Annotated in this window: 12 protein-coding genes, 1 pseudogene and 1 other annotated feature; of the genes and pseudogenes, 10 read left to right on the top strand and 3 right to left on the bottom strand. The window is 57.0% G+C overall.

The window, feature by feature from the left end; all coding sequences use genetic code 11:
* The first annotated feature begins 150 nt into the window (after positions 1–150).
* The 5 genes from dapB (at position 151) to safA (ending at position 5,996) form a co-directional block, all read left to right on the top strand.
* A complete protein-coding gene (gene dapB, locus DQG13_RS17435) occupies positions 151–897 on the top strand; it encodes a 4-hydroxy-tetrahydrodipicolinate reductase (protein WP_181592816.1) in 747 nt (248 codons plus the stop codon).
* A 51-nt stretch (positions 898–948) separates the two neighbouring features.
* Positions 949–2,241, top strand: coding sequence for a DUF3900 domain-containing protein (locus DQG13_RS17440; RefSeq protein ID WP_113021062.1), 1,293 nt, complete (start codon positions 949–951; stop codon positions 2,239–2,241).
* 84 nt (positions 2,242–2,325) lie between these two features.
* On the top strand, positions 2,326–4,311 hold the full coding sequence (pulA, locus tag DQG13_RS17445; RefSeq protein WP_113021077.1) for a type I pullulanase: 1,986 nt from the start codon (positions 2,326–2,328) through the stop codon (positions 4,309–4,311).
* 60 nt (positions 4,312–4,371) lie between these two features.
* Positions 4,372–5,289, top strand: coding sequence for a DMT family transporter (locus tag DQG13_RS17450; protein WP_113021063.1), 918 nt, complete (start codon positions 4,372–4,374; stop codon positions 5,287–5,289).
* Positions 5,290–5,348: 59 nt separating this feature from the next.
* The gene (safA, locus tag DQG13_RS17455; RefSeq protein WP_113021064.1) at positions 5,349–5,996 is read left to right on the top strand and encodes a SafA/ExsA family spore coat assembly protein; all 648 of its coding nucleotides are present in this window, start codon (positions 5,349–5,351) and stop codon (positions 5,994–5,996) included.
* Positions 5,997–6,097: 101 nt separating this feature from the next.
* Here safA and xerS read toward each other — a convergent pair whose 3' ends face one another.
* On the bottom strand, positions 6,098–7,195 hold the full coding sequence (gene xerS / locus DQG13_RS17460; RefSeq protein ID WP_113021065.1) for a tyrosine recombinase XerS: 1,098 nt from the start codon (positions 7,193–7,195) through the stop codon (positions 6,098–6,100).
* A 310-nt stretch (positions 7,196–7,505) separates the two neighbouring features.
* Here xerS and DQG13_RS17465 point away from each other — a divergent pair, with 310 nt between their 5' ends.
* Positions 7,506–8,780, top strand: a complete 1,275-nt coding sequence (locus DQG13_RS17465) for a serpin family protein (RefSeq protein WP_181592817.1) — start codon at positions 7,506–7,508, stop codon at positions 8,778–8,780.
* 105 nt (positions 8,781–8,885) lie between these two features.
* On the opposite strand, the gene DQG13_RS17470 is transcribed toward DQG13_RS17465, so the two are convergent.
* Positions 8,886–10,091, bottom strand: a complete 1,206-nt coding sequence (locus DQG13_RS17470) for an RluA family pseudouridine synthase (protein ID WP_258525720.1) — start codon at positions 10,089–10,091, stop codon at positions 8,886–8,888.
* A 570-nt stretch (positions 10,092–10,661) separates the two neighbouring features.
* Between DQG13_RS17470 and DQG13_RS17475 the strand changes: the two genes are divergently transcribed.
* The 3 genes and pseudogenes from DQG13_RS17475 to DQG13_RS17485 all read left to right on the top strand — a co-directional run bounded on the left by DQG13_RS17475 (position 10,662) and on the right by DQG13_RS17485 (position 15,685).
* Entirely contained in the window at positions 10,662–11,285 is a 624-nt protein-coding gene (locus tag DQG13_RS17475; protein ID WP_113021067.1) for a CatB-related O-acetyltransferase, read from the top strand.
* 90 nt (positions 11,286–11,375) lie between these two features.
* Positions 11,376–11,621: a binding site (T-box leader), on the top strand.
* 57 nt (positions 11,622–11,678) lie between these two features.
* A pseudogene (gene ileS / locus DQG13_RS17480) lies at positions 11,679–14,760 on the top strand (isoleucine--tRNA ligase).
* An 88-nt stretch (positions 14,761–14,848) separates the two neighbouring features.
* Positions 14,849–15,685 carry a GNAT family N-acetyltransferase gene (locus DQG13_RS17485; protein ID WP_113021068.1) on the top strand — a complete coding sequence of 279 codons (837 nt, stop codon included), beginning with the start codon at positions 14,849–14,851 and terminating at the stop codon, positions 15,683–15,685.
* 149 nt (positions 15,686–15,834) lie between these two features.
* Here DQG13_RS17485 and DQG13_RS17490 read toward each other — a convergent pair whose 3' ends face one another.
* Positions 15,835–17,157, bottom strand: a complete 1,323-nt coding sequence (locus tag DQG13_RS17490) for a voltage-gated chloride channel family protein (RefSeq protein ID WP_113021069.1) — start codon at positions 17,155–17,157, stop codon at positions 15,835–15,837.
* Between the two features lie 303 nt (positions 17,158–17,460).
* Here DQG13_RS17490 and DQG13_RS30820 point away from each other — a divergent pair, with 303 nt between their 5' ends.
* Positions 17,461–17,604, top strand: a complete 144-nt coding sequence (locus DQG13_RS30820; protein WP_181592818.1) for a hypothetical protein — start codon at positions 17,461–17,463, stop codon at positions 17,602–17,604.
* Positions 17,605–17,736 lie beyond the last annotated feature (132 nt).

Genomic DNA, 17,736 nt, shown 5'->3' on the forward strand with positions numbered 1-17,736 from the left:
GGCCGGGTCAAATGTCTGAGAATCCATGCGTCATGTGCTTCAAGTGTGTATACAATTATCCCGTCCTTGCGTTACAATCTAACAATGTGAAGACTTATTGGACTGACCGGAACAGCGGCAACCATGGAGCGAAAGGCGGTTTTGGCGCAAATGATCAGAGTGGGCATTGTGGGAGGAACAGGCAAGCTGGGCCGGGATATTGCCGGTCTTTTGTTACAACGGGAGGATATGACGCCGGGGGCTGTTATCGGGCGCAGCGGCAGCCCGTGGATCGGACAGGATCTGGGGGCTGTAACAGGCGGCAACGAAACCGGTCTGCGGATTACCGGCGATTTGCTGGCCACCAAGGAAGACTGCGATGTATATATCGATTGCACCCATGCCAAGGCGCTGATGGAGGAAAACTTCCATGCTTACGCGCTGCTGCACAAGCCGGTGATCGTGGCTACCACCGGATTTGGCGCCGAGGACGTGGAGCGTCTGGCGGGACTTTCCCAGTCCATGCCGGTGGCTATTTGTCCCAATTTCAGCATCGGCGTATACAAGTTTCTGAAGCTGGTCCGGCTGGCCGCCGAGGAATTCGGCAAACATGCGGACATCGACATTTCGGAAATCCACCATAAGTTCAAGAAGGACCAGCCCAGCGGAACGGCCAAAAAAATCAGGGAAACCATCCTGCAGACAGGGGTGGAGTCGCCGGTTCATATGCACAGCATCCGGGCCGGACATGTGATCGGAGAGCACAGCGTCTTGTTTACCACGCCGGAAAATGAGCGAATCGAGCTGTCCCACAAGGTGTATTCCCGGGAGGGCTTCGCCCAGGGCGTGTTTACGGTGATCCAATGGATCAGCCAGCGTCCGGCGGGGCTGTACGGGCTGGAGGATATCTTCGGGTAGCCCGCTGACACCCAACCCAGATTTTGACTATAGAGGAGCATGAGCATACAGATGGATTTTTCAATGGAATACTTATCCTTCTTCGTCATTCACTCGGAGGGCGCCTCCGAGCAAAATAAACGCTACCGGCACTTCAAGACTCTCGACGGGGAGGAGTATGAAAGAAGCGAGATCAAGCGGTTCCTGGACGGGGAATTTGCCCGGATCGTCAAGCGCAAGGCGGAAAAGCACGCGCCCACGGAGGGCTGCCCCACCAAAATCGGCACGTTTGTGGTGGAGCCCGGCTATGAGCTGGCCAGCAACCCCAATTACAATATGATCGCCCGCTGCCGGGAGGCCCGTGACCGGGAGCAGTACCACAACGGCTGCGACGATCTTCTGCGGGCCTATATCGGCACCAGCTCGGTGCGCGGCGGGGCGTTTATTGTGGCCCGGGCGGTGCTGCCCAAATATTTTGACGAGCCGTTCCTGTTTATCCTGAAATGCGATTTTGAGCCGAAGATTGCCCGGATTACCGATGAGGACAGTCTGGTGGGGCAGGTGGATATGGCCATCAGCGCCAAAAGCATGAAGTCCATCCAATATCCCCATATGCCGGAGGAAGGAATGCTGGAGTACGGGGAGCTGAAGATTCACCAGGCCTCCCATGCCCGGTATTTCGAGGAATTTCTGGCCTATGTGTCCTACGAGCAGTCCGTGCCCGAGCTGGTGCAAACCCAGGTGCTGGGCCTGGTACAGGAATATATGGAGCAGAAGTATCAGCTCCCAAGCGTTCCCAAAGCGGCTGCGCCGGTTAAGGTGGCCGATGACAGAGGAATCCGGATGGCGGAGGCTGGGGGTGTGCCTGTTGCAGAGCCGGCGGGGGAAGATGCGGAAGTGGAGGAAGCGCCTTACATGATGGCGGCGGGCGCTGCGCCGGAGTCTACCTTGACGGGCATCCCGTTTCTGGACGATGCGCCTTATCCCGCGGCGGCGGACGCCCCGGCAGGGAACGCCAATCCCGCCATGCTGCAGGAAGCCCAAGCCTATGAGCTGTGGGCCAACAGCGACAAGCGCAGGCTCCAGGAGCGCTGGGACCACGAAACAGTGGTGGGAGCGGCGCAGCGGATTGTGGAGTTCCAGCCGGAGCTGGAACTGAAGTTCCACATCGGGGATACCTTCGTCAAAACGAAGCTGTCCGATTACGGCAGCAAGGTTCATTTTGCCCGGCTGGGAAACCGGTATGTGGTGCTTCTGGAAGGGGAGGACTTCAAGTTTGACAAGGACTTTTCCCCGGTGGAGCTGCTGCAGCCGGAGGAGCTGGACCAGGTGGTGGACAGGCTGAAGACCCGCCGGGAGGAGTAAGCCGGGGTTATGGAGGCCGTTGCCGGGTTTTCCGATTCATCCTATAATGGGGACATGAAACCAAGCGGAAAGGCAGGCGGAGGCATGGCGGTTCAAAAGGAAATCGATTATGCAATCGAATACGGCGACCCACAAACTACAGGCGGCCTTTCTGTTTTTGCGGAGGAATTCGATGAGGCGTATGCCTATGGCGGCGATGACCTGGGCTTAAGCTATTCGCCGGACGGATCGGAATTTGTGCTGTGGGCCCCTACGGCCACAGAAGCGCTGGTGATGCTCTATGAAGCCTGGGACGCAGCCGGGGGAACCGGCTATCCCATGACCCGCGGTGACCGGGGCGTCTGGAGGCTGGCCCTTCCCGGCGACCTGGCAGGCAAGCTGTATACCTATAAGGTGCTGATCGGCAGCCAATGGAACGAGGCGGTGGACCCTTACGCCCGGGCGGTGTCTATCAATGGCGACCGGGGAGCGGTGCTGGATTTGGCCCTGACCAACCCGGAGCGGTGGACCGAGGATAAGCCGCCCTTTGCCCATCCGCTGGATGCGGTGATTTATGAGGTGCATATCCGCGACCTGACTATCCATCCATTGTCCGGCGTGCGGCACAAAGGCACCTATGCCGGCGCCTGCGAGACGGGGACAGAGGGTCCGGAGGGGATTCCTACGGGACTGGACCATATCGCCGGACTGGGAGTCACTCATGTCCAGCTTCTCCCGGTGTACGATTATGCCACGGAGAGTGTGGATGAGCGCTCCCCCCTGGAACGCTACAACTGGGGCTACGATCCCAAAAACTACAATGTGCCGGAGGGCTCCTACTCTCTGAACCCCTATGATCCCGCCGCCCGCATCCGCGAGCTGAAAACCCTGATCCAGACCTATCATGACCATGGGCTGCGGGTGATCATGGATGTGGTCTACAACCATGTGTATGACGGCTACCGGGCCAATCTGGCCAAGCTGGTGCCTGGCTACTATATGCGACATAAAGCCGACGGCAGCCTCTCCAACGGCTCCGGCTGCGGCAACGATACCGCCTCCGAGCGGAGGATGATGCGCAAGCTGATTGTGGATTCGGTGCTGTATTGGGCCAGGGAGTACCGGATGGACGGCTTCCGCTTTGATCTGATGGGGCTGCTTGACCTGGAAACGATGAATGAGGTCCGCACCCGGCTGCATGAGCTTGATCCGTCCATGGTTCTGCTGGGGGAAGGCTGGATCATGCCCACAGAGCTTGCGTCTGAGCGGCGGGCGAATCAGGCCAATGCCTCCCGGCTGCCCGGCATCGGCCAGTTCAACGATAATCTGCGGGATGCCCTGAAGGGCAGCACTTTTGCGGGGAAGGCGCCGGGCTTTGCCGGCGGCCAGCCCGGCTTCGAGCAGGATGTCCGGCGGGGGATTGCCGGCGCCATTGCCTATAATGAGCAGACCAGGGGCTTTGCCCTGGAGCCGGTGCAGTCCGTTGCCTACGTAGAGGCCCATGACAATCACACCCTATGGGATAAGCTTGCCTTGACCAATGGGCATGAGGATGAGAACAGGCGGAAGAGAAGGCAGCTTCTGGCCTCCGCGGTGGTGATGACCTCCCAAGGTATGGCGTTTCTCCATGCGGGACAGGAATTTTTCCGGACAAAGGATGGGGATCACAACAGCTACATGGCCCCTGACACGGTGAACCGGATGGATTGGAGCTGCTGCGCCCGGGAGCAGGAGGCGGTCCATTCCATGCGGCAACTGATCCGCTTGCGCAAGGAGCATCCCGCTTTCCGGATGCGCACGGCGGAGGAAATCCGCGCTTCTTTGGTATTCGAGCAGTCGGTGGACGGCTGCATTGCCTTTACGCTGCGGAATCACGCCAACGGAGATCCCTGCCGGGATCTGTTCGTAGTGCATAACGCCAACACTCATCCGGTTGCAGTGGAAATTCCTCTGCCCGGCGTCTGGTCGGTGCTTTTCGGTTTGGGCGATCATGGGAGCTTTGACCGGCTCACGGGCGGACGGCTGGAGGTTCACGGCTTAAGCTCCGTTGTGCTGGGCGTAACCTCCCAGGTTGGTTTCTATCCCGCCTAAGCTGTGCGGTTTTTTTCGGAATTGCGCCTGCCGCAATTCCATGACAACAGGAGGAAAGCTATGAAGAAGGCAGCTGTTTGGGCGGATGCGGTATTGCTGTGCGTTACCTTTGTATGGGGGATCATGTTTGTTTTTTTGAAAGAGGCCGTTGCCGTTATGCCGGTGATGACCCATTTGGCTGTCCGTTTCTCCCTGGCGGCGGGGATATTGTGGATCGGTTACGCATGTATGAAGCACAAGGAGCCGATGACATGGGCAGTTTGGCGCCGCGGGGCTGCAATGGGGGCGCTGCTGTTTCTGGCCTTTATGTTCCAGTCTGTAGGCACGCAATTTACTACGGCATCCAATACCGGGTTTATCACCGGATTATGCGTAGTGCTGGTGCCGGTTCTCGGCGCGGTGGTTTACCGGATGCGGCTGTCTCTGGCTGTTGGCGCAGGTGCAGGTATTGCTTTGATCGGTTTGGCTGTTATGTCGCTGCATTTCCATGAACCGATGCAGGCAGGGGATCTCATTGTGCTGTTTGGCTCCTTTGCCTTCGCTTTCCATATTCTCGTTACGGCCAAATACTCCGTACTGCATCAGCCTTTTCTATTGGCCAGCATTCAGATCACCGTGGCGGCGCTTTTGGATTTTATCGCGGCAGGCTGCTTTGAAAATGTCGGGGAAGCCATGTCTCCGGCGGTCTGGGGCGACTTCCGGGTGCTCCGGGCGCTTCTGATCGGCGCTGTTTTTGCAACGGCCTTTGCTTTTTGGGCGCAAACCCACTTCCAGCGGTTTACCACGGCAACTCATACGGCCATTATTTTCGCCTCTGAGCCTGTTTTTGCCGCGGCTGCAGCGGTTGCCATCGGCGGGGAGAGTCTGAGTGGGCAGACACTGCTGGGCGGAGCACTTATTTTGAGCGGCATCCTGCTGGCGGAGCTGAAAGGGGCGGCGGGGGAGAGCAAGCAAGAACTTGATTCGTCCCTCGTGTAAGAACGGGAGGCGCGGCGCATATTAGGAATGATCCGATTTTTAATTAAAGGAGAATTCCGATGCCCAATAAAAACAGGCTTCTCGTTATGCTGCTGGCCATTGTGCTGGTCCTTCCCGCAACGCTGCTTGCCGTGCCGCGCCCTGCCGCTTCCGCACCGGCGGATTCGGATGTATACACCGTCCAACCCGGGGACAGCTTGTGGAAAATATCCCTCAAGTATCAGGTGGGCTTGTCCGAAATCATCTCGGCCAACCCGCAGTTCGCCAATCCCGACTTAATCTACCCCGGTGACAAGGTTACCGTGCCGCTCTACACCGCCACCAAATCCGTGGAGGAAGAGGTGGTCCGCCTGGTGAACGTGGAACGGGCCCAAAATGGTCTGAAGCCCTTAACCGCCAACTGGCAGCTGGCCCGGGTTGCCCGCTACAAGTCGGAGGATATGCGGGACAAGGGGTATTTCTCCCATACGTCGCCCACCTACGGCAGCCCCTTCGATATGATGAAAAGCTTCAACATCAGCTACTCCGCCGCAGGCGAAAATATTGCAGCAGGGCAGACCACAGCCCAAGCGGTGATGGACAGTTGGATGAACAGCCCCGGCCACAGGCAAAACATCCTGAGCCCGAACTACTCGGAAATTGGCGTGGGCTACTGCACAGGCGGCAGCTACCGCTACTATTGGACCCAAATGTTTATCAATCCTTAAGTGAGATAAATATTTATAACATTAAATATAAATGTCGAAAACTAAAGAAGCCTGCCGAGGACTGGGATTTGCTGTCGGCAAGCTTCTTTTTTGTCGTTCGGTTACGATCCAGGCGACTCCGCCTTGGAGCGGTCAATGGCCTCCGCCATGGTTTTATCCGTCAGATGGGCATAAATCTGCGTAGTGTCCGGAGAAGCATGGCCCAACTGCTCCTGAGTTTTGTACAAGTCGTTGCGGACATAATAATCCGTCGCAAAGGAATGCCGCAGCTTATGGACGGACAGGTAGGGTTTGCCGAACCGCTTGGCATATTTGATGACCATTTCCTGAATGGCCCGTTTGGTCATCCGTTCTCCCTCTTTTTTGCCGTTGGCGATAGCCAGGAAGAGGGCTTTTTCTTTTTTGGAAGGGCGGTACCGGGCGGGCCTCAGCTCCAAATAAGTCTCCAGATGGGAGATGGCCAACTGGCGGAAATAAACCGGCGTTTTGAAGGTTTCGTCATTTTTACCTTTACGGTAAACGTAAGCCAGCTTTTTTTTCAAATCCAGATCCTCGGCATTGAGATTCACCACCTCGGACACCCGCAGGCCGGAATGGAGAATCAGGCTGATGATGCATACGTCCCGTTCCTTGTTCAGCTGATGAAAATAGGTGGCCTGCTTGTTGCCGGCCACATCATCCCCGTAGCCCCGGGCCACGTAGTCGATAAATTCGCCGATTTCATGCTCCTGCAGCAGCTTGCCCTCCAGCTTGGCGGCGGTATCCTTGGGCTTATGGGTCCGTTTGATTTCCACCTTGGCCATAATATTGCGTTTCAGCAGAGGGTAAAATTCCTCATCCTCGGCAATTTGGCTGAGGTAATGGAACAGGGACCGGAGAGAGGAAAGCTTTCGGACAATGGTGGTTTTGCTGTTGGTATGGCTGCCCAGTCCGGCAGCCAGCGACATGCGGAAGTTATCGATGGCATCCATCCGCAGCTTCTCCAGATCGGCCAGGGGCACATCGCGGATGTCCGCGGCGGCGGTCAGGCCTTCGGCCATCAGCCACTTCAAAAAAATCTCATAATCCCGCACATATTCCAGAAGGGAGGAAGGGGAGAGGTCAGGCAGCTTGTAGTTGATGAATTTTTCAATGTACCAGGGCATTGTGGGGAGGCGGCTGTCCAGCTCCTTGCGGTCTTTGGCTTTGATGACGTTCATACTTGCACCCCCATGTGGGTTTGACGGATCATGTATCCATGTTCAAGTATAACAAGGGGAGGGAAAAGTTTCTATCTCTTTGGGGCAAAGGGGGGATTGAATGACGTAATAAATATTATGTAAACTTACTTATTCTCCATCGCTTACTGAATGTTTCCTTGAGTTTGTGAACACAGTCGCGGGTGACATAAATAATATTATGTAAACTTAACAAGATGCAGATTGCCGTAATTCTGTTTACTGTAGACCTTTTGCAACAAATGGCTGCTCCATGGCGTCATAAGGGAAAACGATACAAGGGGCGATGGTTATGACAGCATGTTCTGTCCGGCGAACCTCCGGCAAGCTCCTTCTCTTTGCGGCGTTGCTGGCTGTGACTGCTTCCTGCGGAAAAGACTATATTGCCGAGCCGGTCTATCCCCGTGCGTTGGCTTTTGATGATAGGGACGGCAGGATCAAGGTTCGGGAGGAGAATCCCGTATCCGCGGAGTTGTTGGACGGGATGCGCCGGTTTGCCTTGGCTTCGTCAGCCCGTGTGCTGACAGCGGAGAAGGGCAATGCGCTCTACTCGCCGTACAGTCTCTATATTGCTCTTGCCCTGGCCGCATCGGGAGCGGAAGGAGCAACCAGAGAGGAAATGATGGCGCTTCTTGGGGGGAACGGGGCAGACAACAGTCTTCCATTAGCGGAGGAAGTGGGCAAGCTCATCCGCCAGCTTCATGCCGACAATGAGGTGGGACGCCTGAAAACCGCCAACTCCCTGTGGGTTCAGAACGGGCATACCTTCCGGAAGGAGTATGGGGAATTGGCGGCGGGCAGCTTCTACGCTTCGCTGCATCAGGGGGATTTTGCGCGGAAGGAGACAGCGGACCGGATGAGTGAATGGGTCCGCAAGCATACCAGCGGGCAAATTTCACCGGAGATTCAGCCTGATCCGGAGCAGATTATGGCGCTGTTGAATACCCTGGACTTCAAGGATGAATGGACGGACGCCTTTAATGAAAGCCAGACAGAGACGGGGACTTTTTATCCCCAGGAGGGAAGTCAGGCGCCCGCGGCATTTATGAACCGGACTTTTTTTACTGTGGGCTATAGCAAGGGGGAGGGCTATGCCTCAGCTTCCCTGGGATTGAAGCATGGCGGCTCCATGACCTTTGTGCTGCCGGATAAGGGGAGTTCTGTGGACGAATTGGCGGCCTCCCTGGAAAAAGCCGGGGCGCTGCTCCCGGCATCCGGCCAGCCCTTGCGGAAGCTGGTGCTGAAGGTGCCCAAATTTGAGTACAGCTCCGGGCTGGAGCTTGCGAAGACGTTGCAGGCCTTGGGCATGGAGACTGCCTTCACAGACCGGGCGGATTTCGGGGGAATGACGGATACGGCGGTTTATATCAGCGGGGTCAAGCAGGATACTCATATTGCCATTGATGAAAAAGGGGTAGAGGCGGCGGCCTTCACCCAGATTCTCATGGCGGGCGGCGCACAGCCCAACGGGGAGCCGGCGGAGCTGATTCTGGACCGTCCCTTTCTTTACAGCATCACCGCTCCCAACGGCGTCATCCTGTTTGCAGGCATCTGCCGCCAGCCTTGAGCTTGGGTTTAGGTTGATACCTCCCCGTTTATCCTTTCGCAAAACTGCAAAAACCGGACCCCCAGGAGTCCGGTTTTTTTGTTGAAAGGGAAGCATTGGGCAGCCTTACTTTTTTCGGAGAGCCGCCAGCGCTTGCATCATATCCCCGGGTATGGGAGCCGACACATGGATTTTGTCTCCGGTCCACGGATGATAACAAACCAGCTTCTCGCCGTGCAGCGCCTGCCGGGAAATATAGGTGCGCTTGCCGCCATACATGCCGTCCCCGGCAATGGGATGTCCAATGTGGGCCAGATGGACCCGGATCTGGTGGGTCCGGCCGGTAGCCAGTCGCAGCCGCACCAGCGTATGACCCCCCAGCCGTTCTGCCACCTCATAATGGGTGACGGCAGGTTCGCCGGTTTCGCTGACCCGGCGGCGGGTGGAGTGGAGCCGGTCCTGGCCGATGGGGGCATCGATGGTGCCTTTCATCTGGCTGAAGCGTCCTTCCGCAATAGCTACATATAAGCGGTCAATATGCTTATCCTTCAGGGATCGCTCCAGAATGACGCTGGCCACCTCATTCTTGGCGAATACCACCGGACCGGTAGTATCCTTGTCCAGACGGTGCACAGGCCGGACCTTGCAGGCTTTGCCGGTCATCTCGAAATAGGCGGCAACGGCATTGGCCAAAGTGCCTTTTTGACCGTGGGCGCTGGGATGGACCTCCATGCCCACCGGCTTGTTGACAATCAGCATAAAGTCATCCTCGAAGAGGATGTTCAAATCATGCCAATCCGCCTCCATGCCCAGCCGTTCCTTGGGAAACAGGCGCAGCTTCAGCAGATTGCCGCTTTTCTGGACGCCGTTTTCCTGAAGGAGCTTGCTAGCCAGCTTGGGAGGCAGAGGCAGAAACCGCAGCATCGCCGATGCGGGAGCGGCGCCGTATTGCTCCGGCAGGCGGATTTCGTACCAGTCACCCTTGCGCCGCCCGGCTAAGGACAATGCGCCTTCGCCGCCGCCTGTCTGCGTCTGCGGACGCCGCTGCCGCGGAGCGCCTTGACCGGCAGCAGCTGCCGGGGCGGGCCCACGCCTGCCGTCATGGCCGGCCTCGGCGGTCCGCCCGCGGGCTGCTCCGGGCGCCTCTTGCCGGCCCCGGCGGTCCGTTTGGGCGTAGGCGTCGCCCTGGTCGGCTATTTTGTGGCGGGCGCCCCTGCCTTCGGACTGATGCCGTTCTGCGCCGCGGCGGCCTTTACGCGGTTTGTCCGCCTGTTGCTTATGGGAAGGGGAGCCGGACCTGCGGCCGCTCTCCGTATTCCGTTTGTTTGCCATGTGAGACCACCTGTTCTAGTGTTATGTGCTATAAAAGCTACCTGTATCATGACATAAACGACGGCCGCACACAAGGTTTGCCTGATCGGCGGCTGCTATTCTGCCTGTTTGCGAGGTTCGGCCGTTGATTTGTTCTTGGCTGCAGCAGATGCCGCTCCTCCGCAATGGGCGGGGAGGAGCAGCGCGGCTCCGTATCGGAACTGTGCGACTCTTAATCGCCTTAATTTCGCTGGTTGGCAAAATAACGGAACTATGGCACCTTTATTTGCCGAAATTCCTCGGATTGGAGCAGTTTGGCTCGTGCCGGCCCACGTTAGAGTCGCTGAGTTCCGCAAAAATTGGAAAGCCCCCAATTTTAGCCTTTTAAGAGCCGCTGAGTTCCGCTACGCTCAGAACCAGAACAAACCTCAGCACCAGAGCAACCTTCCCCCGTCCCGCCCCGGAGACAGGCCAGCTGCCGGAAAAATCCGCTATATCCGTTTTATCCGCGGGAAAGGGATGACTGAGAGGACCAAAAGAAGGTAAGCTAATAGCGGAATAACGTCCATTACAAAAGACGGGGGATAGCGAATGACCAATGTATTTGAGCACTGGTCCAAAAGTTATGTGCTGAAGGACCGCATCATCAACAAAAATATTACTGTAGGCGACTATACGTATTACTCCGGTTATTACCACCAACAGCATTTCGAGGATTATTGCGTCCGGTATTTGTCCCCTGACCGGGACGATGTGGACCGGCTCATTATCGGCAGATACTGCTCCATCGGATCGGGGGCCGCCTTCATCATGTGCGGCAACCAGGGGCACCGGGTGGATTGGGTTACGACCTATCCGTTTTATTTCACCCCGGACCTTTATGAGGGGGCGGAAAACGGCTATTTGGCCAAAGGGAATACTGTTGTCGGCAATGATGTCTGGATCGGCACGGAGGCCATGATCATGCCCGGCATCACCATCGGGGACGGAGCGGTAATCGCTTCGCGGTCGGTGGTCACCCAGGATGTTCCGCCGTATGCCGTAGTCGGAGGCAATCCCGCCAAGCTGATCCGCATGCGCTTCAGCGAGGAAGAGATTGCGCTCCTGCTGGAAACCAAGTGGTGGGAGAAGGACATCGAAACGGTGAAGTGGCTCATTCCGCTTTTGACCTCCAACAAAATTGCCGAATTGGCTGAGGAGCTTAAGAGGTTGTAGGGTGTAGAGCCCCATCCGCAGCCCATTATCAGGAGAGGGATTGACATTCCCCGGAACTTCCTGTATAACTGGCAATAATCATAACCAAATTCAAATTCGCTGACGAGAACAAATAAGCTGTTTGCCCGTTCCCCAGAGAGTTGGCCCTGCGCTGAAAGCCAATGTCCGGGAAACAGCCGAATATCCTCTCCGAGAAGGAAGGCTGAATGAAGTAAGCCGACCCGGAATCCCCGCCGTTACAAGGGCCGCGTATGAGCACGTACGCCGGAACAGCGCCGCATGGGCTTTAAGCCAGCGGAACGAGGGTGGTAGCGCGAGAGGAATCTCGTCCCTTAGGGGACGGGATTTTTTTGTTTTTTTGGTCAAGCGGCATACGAAAGGATGGCCAACGAGATGAAAACAGTTGACGTTAAGGAAAAAGCCCGGGAACGGGAAAAACGGGTGCTGGAGCAATGGCAGAGGGAGGATACCTTCCGCCAATCCATTGCCAACCGAGAGGGCAAACCCCGGTTCGTATTCTACGAAGGGCCGCCTACCGCCAACGGCAAGCCGCATATCGGCCATGTGCTGGGGCGGGTGATCAAGGATTTTATCGGCCGCTACAAAACCATGTCCGGCTACCAGGTGATCCGCAAGGCGGGCTGGGACACCCATGGCCTGCCCGTGGAGCTGGGCATTGAGAAGCAGCTGGGGATTTCCGGCAAGCAGGAAATTGAGAAATACGGCGTAGCCCGGTTTGTGGAAGCCTGCAAATCCAGCGTTTTTGAATACGAGCGCCAGTGGCGGGAGCTGACAGAGGCCATTGCTTACTGGACGGACCTGGACCATCCATATGTGACCCTAACCAACGACTATATCGAAAGCGTCTGGCATCTTCTGTCCGTCATCCACGGGAAGGGCCTGCTTTACAAGGGGCACCGGGTAAGCCCGTATTGCCCCTGCTGCCAGACAACCCTCAGCTCCCATGAGGTTGCCCAGGGTTATGAGGATGTCAAGGACCTGAGCGCTACAGTGAAGTTTCCCAACCTTGAGGGCGGACTGGTGTTCCTGGCCTGGACCACCACCCCTTGGACTCTGCCGGGGAATATCGCGCTGGCCGTGAATAAGAGCATGGATTACGCTCTGGTGCGCCGGCAGGGGGAAACCTTCGTGGTTGCCCTGAATCTGGTGGAAAAGGTGATGAAGGCGGATTACGAGATTTTATCCGTGAAAAAAGGCGCCGAACTGGTGGGCATGGCCTATGAGCCGCCTTTTGACAGCATCAAAGGGGCCAACGGCTTCCGCGTGGTGGATGCAGATTATGTCAGCGACGCCAGCGGCACCGGTATTGTGCATATTGCCCCCGCCCATGGCGAGGAGGATTACCGCACGGTCCGGGAGCATGGGCTGGACTTTCACAATGTGGTGGATTTGGCCGGACGGTACACGGCGCAGGTGAAGGAGTTCCAGGGCCGTTTTGTGAAGGATTGCGATGTGGATGTAGTCCGGTACTTAGCGGAAAAAGGACTTCTGTACGCCAAGGAGCGCTATGAGCACAGCTATCCCTTCTGCTGGCGCTGCAAGTCCCCCTTGCTCTACTACGCCACAGAAAGCTGGTTTATCCGGACCACGGCGGTGAAGGAGCAATTGATCGCAAACAACAGCCGGATCGAATGGTATCCCGGCCATCTGAAGGACGGGCGCTTTGGCCGCTTTTTGGAGGAGCTGGTGGACTGGAACATCAGCCGCAACCGCTATTGGGGAACGCCTCTGAATGTCTGGATATGCCCCGACTGCGGCAAGGAGCTGTCGCCGGGCAGCCGCAAGGAGCTGCGGGAATGGGCGGCGGCCCCGGTTCCCGAGGACCTGGAGCTGCACAAGCCCTATGTGGACGGAATCAAGCTGCGCTGCTCCTGCGGCGGGCTGATGGAACGGGCCTCCGAGGTGATCGACGTCTGGTTTGACAGCGGGTCGATGCCTTTTGCCCAGTATCACTACCCCTTCGGAGACGGTGAAGCCTTCCGGGAGCAATATCCCGCCGACATGATCTGCGAAGGGATCGATCAGACCCGGGGCTGGTTTTTCAGCTTGCTGGCCGTCTCCACCCTGTATAACGGGCAAACGCCGTATAAAGCAGTCATTTCCACAGGCCATGTGCTGGACGAAAACGGGTTGAAGATGTCCAAAAGCAAGGGCAATGTTATCGATCCTTGGGAAATCATCGAGGAATACGGAGCGGATGCCTTCCGTTGGGCGTTTCTTTCCGACAGCGCGCCGTGGAGCCGCAAACGCTTCTCCCGCCAGATTGTGGCGGACGCCAAGTCCAAGGTGGTGGACACCCTCCAGAACGTACATGCGTTCTATGCTTTGTATGCCGCCATTGACGGCTACCGGCCGGAGGAGCATCCGTTGAAGCCGTTGCGGCATGATTTGGACCGGTGGATGATGTCCCGGCTGAACACGCTGCTGCTCCAGGTGGAAAAAGGGCTGGAAGCCAACGATTTCCTGAACCCGGCCCGGCTGATCGAAGCCTTCGTGGATGAGCTGAGCAACTGGTATCTCCGCCGCTCCCGGGAGCGCTTCTGGGCGGAAGGTCTGGGGGAGGATAAGCTTCTGGCTTATCAGACTCTGCGGCAGGTGCTGCTGACCCTTTCGCGGCTGCTGGCCCCATATATGCCTTTTTTGGCGGAGGAGCTGTACGGGAATCTGGGCGGGCAGGGAAGCGTCCATCTGGCGGACTATCCCCGGGGAGATGCAGGCCTTGCCGACCGGGAGCTGGAGGAGCAAATGGAGACCGTCCGGCAGGTGGTGGAGCTGGCCCGGAATATCCGCAACGAAACGGGGCTCAAAACCAGGCAGCCTTTGTCCCGTCTGCTTCTGGTGATGGAGCGGCCTTTATCTGTAGAGCGGTTTGGCGCTATTATCAGGGGAGGAGATCAACGTCAAGCACATTAAGGTATTGGAGGAGGATGCCGAAATGGTGGAGGTCGCCTTCAAGCTGAATCTGAAGCTGGCCGGCAGAACCTACGGGCCTTTGGTGGCCCCGATCCAACAGGCTTTGAAGGACCTGGCGGGAATACAGGCGCTCCAAGCGTTAAAGAGCGGCTTCGCCGAGGTTGTCGTGGAAGGCCAAACGATACGGCTACCCCTGGAGGAGCTGCTTGTGGAAAAGAAAGCGAAAAACGGCCTGGCTTCCGCCTCCGGGTATGGCATAACCGCCGCTTTGGACACGGAGCTGACTCCAGAGCTAAGGGAAGAGGGGCTGGTCCGGGAAGTGGTGCGAATCATCCAGGATTACCGCAAAAAGCTGGGACTCCCCATGGAAAAAAGGGTCCTGCTGGTGCTGGATGCCGACCCGGAGCTGGCCTTGGCGCTGGAGCATTATGACGGATTGCTGCAAGAGAGTGTGCTTCTGTCCGGCCTTCGTTTTGCCCGGGAGGAAGGAATGGAGGAGTTTGCCATAGAGACTTATGGACTGCGGCTAAAATTGGAGTAGACCTCCATTTTCCGAAGCAGTAAAATCAGCTAATAGGGTTTTTATGAGAGAGACAGACAGATAGAATCGTTGATGGGAGGTTTGACGGATGATCAGGTTGGAGAGAGAGGATTACCGCAAGGCGGAGGAAGCGCTGCTCGGTTTGAGCATCAATACCATTTTTGCCCAAAGCGTGCTTCGGCTATGTGCAGATGGCGAGGTGTATGCGGACCGGGACACGGCTCCGGAGGCATTTTATGTGCTGCATCCCTATGGCATGGCGCTGCTGTTCGGAAAAAGAGGAAGCACGCTGTTTGAAGAGCGGCTGGCCAACCGGTTCACTAATGGGGACGGCAGCCGGTCCAGGCCGGAATGGCTGCAGGCTGATCCCGCCGGAGATTGGGACGGATTTATCGAAACGGTTATCCAAACCCATCAAACGAAGCTGGAGGAGGCAGGGCTGCCAACCGATGGGGACAGGGCGGTTTTACGAAATACCCGGGTTAACTTCCGCTTTAATCCGATTGCGTATGCGGAGACTAAGGAGAAGCATCTGCAGCGGGACCACAGGGTTGTGCAAACCACTGCCGAGCTGTTTCACCGACAGTCCGGCGCGGTAGTGCCCCGGTTCTTCTTCCGGAATGCAGAGCATTTTCTGGGCGAAGGGGTAGGCTTTACCGCTCTTCACGGCGACGAGCCTGCGGCCACCGCTTTCTCCGCTTACCGCAACGAACAGCAGCTGGAGATCGGCATCGAATCCACGGAAAGCTGCCGCGGCAAGGGATATGCCTTTGCGGTATGCTCCGCGCTGATCGATTACTGCCTGGAGAACAGTCTGGAGCCGGTCTGGTCCTGCCGCCTGGAGAACGCCGCCTCCCATCGACTGGCGCAGAAGCTGGGTTTTGAACCGACGGTTACCCTTCCCTATTACAGGCTGCCTGTTTAAGATAACGTTGAAGAAAAGGGGAGCGGGATTGGACAATTACAGCATGGTCAACAGCACCAGGGAGGAATCTGGCCAAAAAGATCGGGTAGCGGTCTGCTTGGCAAGGAAAAAGGAGCCGATCCGCGGCTCCTTTTTTGTGGGCGTTCCCGTCACTTGTCGGCGGATGGTTTGGCCTTTTCCCGCTTTCGTCGGGCGGGAAATATGCCGGTCAGCTGGCCCAACGTGGCGTTGGATGCCAGCTCCAGAGGAAATTTGGCGCTGCCGATGCGCTGGGAGGTGTAAATGCCGGTGTGGCCGGAGGCCAGATAGCTGATGAGACAAACCATAAACATATACAGCGCGCCTTGCGATCCAAACAGCTCAATCCCCATAATAAAGCAGGCGATGGGCGTATTGGCAGCCCCGCAAAAAACAGCGATAAAGCCCAGCCCGGCCAAAAAAGGAGCGGGAAGCTGGAGCAGGCCCGACAAGCTTTGTCCCAAGGTGGCGCCAATGGCAAACAGCGGGGTCACCTCGCCTCCCTGGAAGCCGGCGCCCAGGGTAACGGCGGTAAACAGCAGCTTCCAGGCGAAGGCCAGCACGGAGGCGCCGCTGTTGAAGGCATCCTGGATAAGCGGGACGCCCAAACCCAGATAATCCCGGGTTCCCGCTGCATAAACCAGCAAAATGACGGCAATGCCGCCAACGAAGCTTTTCAGCATCGGATTGGTGAAAAGCCGGGCGGACCATTTTTTGAAAAAATGGGTCAGCTCACTGAAGCTTAGGCTTACCAGTCCGAAGATCAACGCAGCCACGGCTACTTTCCCTGCCACTGCAAGCGAGAATTCCGGCACCATCCCCATGCTGTAATGCAAATGGGGCACCCCCCACAGGGCGGTGGTGGTCAGATGGCCTGCCAGACTGGCCACAAAGGCCGGCAGCAGCGCTTCATGGGAGATCAAGCCGATGGCCAGCACCTCCAGACCAAAAACCGTTCCTGCCAAAGGCGTTCCGAACACAGAGCCGAAGCCGCCGCTGATGCCGCAGATCAGGAGAATACGCCGGGTTGCCGGGGACACCCGCAGGAGCCGCCCGAAGCCGTCGGCCAGGCTGCCGCCCATCTGCACAGCTGTGCCCTCCCGTCCGGCGGACCCGCCGAAGAGATGGGTAATCAGAGTGCCGGCCAATACCAACGGAGCCATCCGCAATGGAACGGCCTCCTGACCGTCGTGGATTTGCTCCAGAATGAGATTATTGCCTTTGCCGCTGGTTTTGCCTATCTTCAGGTACAGGAAGCTGACCAGCGCTCCGCCCAAGGGCAGCAGGAACAGCAGCCAGCTGTGCTGCATCCGCAGATCTGTAACATAGCTTAACGCTGTAAGAAAAAATGCGGAGGCCGTGCCTGACAAGAGGCCCACTCCGCTGCCGAGAAGAAGCCATCTCCCCCAGGTGCCCAGCATGGCGGCGGGTTTTACCTTTTGCGATTGTTGCATGATTTCCCACGAGTCCTTCCTTGTTCAACACGGTTGATCCGATCACGAACATTTATCCAGTATAGCAAAAGCGATGGGGGAGTTAAAGAAGGGAATCCGCCGGCCCGATTGTCAGAGGCAGATGGGACATCCTTCATTCCATGCCATTTTGATATTAATGGATGAAGCGAGCAAACGCATACATTACCTATGCCTTCCCAATTTAAAGGAATGTGAGTGATGCGCGCCATGGATATCATTTGTTCGCAATGCAAGGAAAGGATACCGGAAGGGTCGTTGTCTTGCCGATATTGCGGAACAGTCGTGACAAAAACCGGGGGAACATTGCCTCTGGCAGCGGCAGCGGAAGCGGACAGTGCCAAGAAAAGGAGCTTGGCCGGAAAGCTGTGGATTCCTGCAGTCATCATTCTTGTGCTGGCAGTAGTGCTGGTTCTGGTCTTAAGATAATCCCCCGGTGAATGCCGGCTAAAAAACCAATTCAGCCAGGAGCCTTCCACTTTAGGGAGGCTCCCTTTATTATGGCTTTAGCCGGTTGAGCACGCGAAGCGTGGGAAACAAAAAACCACCTGCTATGCGGGT

The sequence above is a fragment of the Paenibacillus sp. YN15 genome (assembly GCF_003285005.1).
Lineage (GTDB): Bacteria > Bacillota > Bacilli > Paenibacillales > NBRC-103111 > Paenibacillus_AR.

Bases quoted from the DNA above. Each gene is read 5' to 3' on its own strand.
- dapB (WP_181592816.1), top strand. From the start codon at position 151: ATGATCAGAGTGGGCATTGTGGGAGGAACAGGCAAGCTGGGCCGGGAT.
- DQG13_RS17440 (WP_113021062.1), top strand. From the start codon at position 949: ATGGATTTTTCAATGGAATACTTATCCTTCTTCGTCATTCACTCGGAG.
- pulA (WP_113021077.1), top strand. From the start codon at position 2,326: ATGGCGGTTCAAAAGGAAATCGATTATGCAATCGAATACGGCGACCCA.
- DQG13_RS17450 (WP_113021063.1), top strand. From the start codon at position 4,372: ATGAAGAAGGCAGCTGTTTGGGCGGATGCGGTATTGCTGTGCGTTACC.
- safA (WP_113021064.1), top strand. From the start codon at position 5,349: ATGCCCAATAAAAACAGGCTTCTCGTTATGCTGCTGGCCATTGTGCTG.
- xerS (WP_113021065.1), bottom strand. From the start codon at position 7,195: ATGAACGTCATCAAAGCCAAAGACCGCAAGGAGCTGGACAGCCGCCTC.
- DQG13_RS17465 (WP_181592817.1), top strand. From the start codon at position 7,506: ATGACAGCATGTTCTGTCCGGCGAACCTCCGGCAAGCTCCTTCTCTTT.
- DQG13_RS17470 (WP_258525720.1), bottom strand. From the start codon at position 10,091: ATGGCAAACAAACGGAATACGGAGAGCGGCCGCAGGTCCGGCTCCCCT.
- DQG13_RS17475 (WP_113021067.1), top strand. From the start codon at position 10,662: ATGACCAATGTATTTGAGCACTGGTCCAAAAGTTATGTGCTGAAGGAC.
- DQG13_RS17485 (WP_113021068.1), top strand. From the start codon at position 14,849: ATGATCAGGTTGGAGAGAGAGGATTACCGCAAGGCGGAGGAAGCGCTG.
- DQG13_RS17490 (WP_113021069.1), bottom strand. From the start codon at position 17,157: ATGCAACAATCGCAAAAGGTAAAACCCGCCGCCATGCTGGGCACCTGG.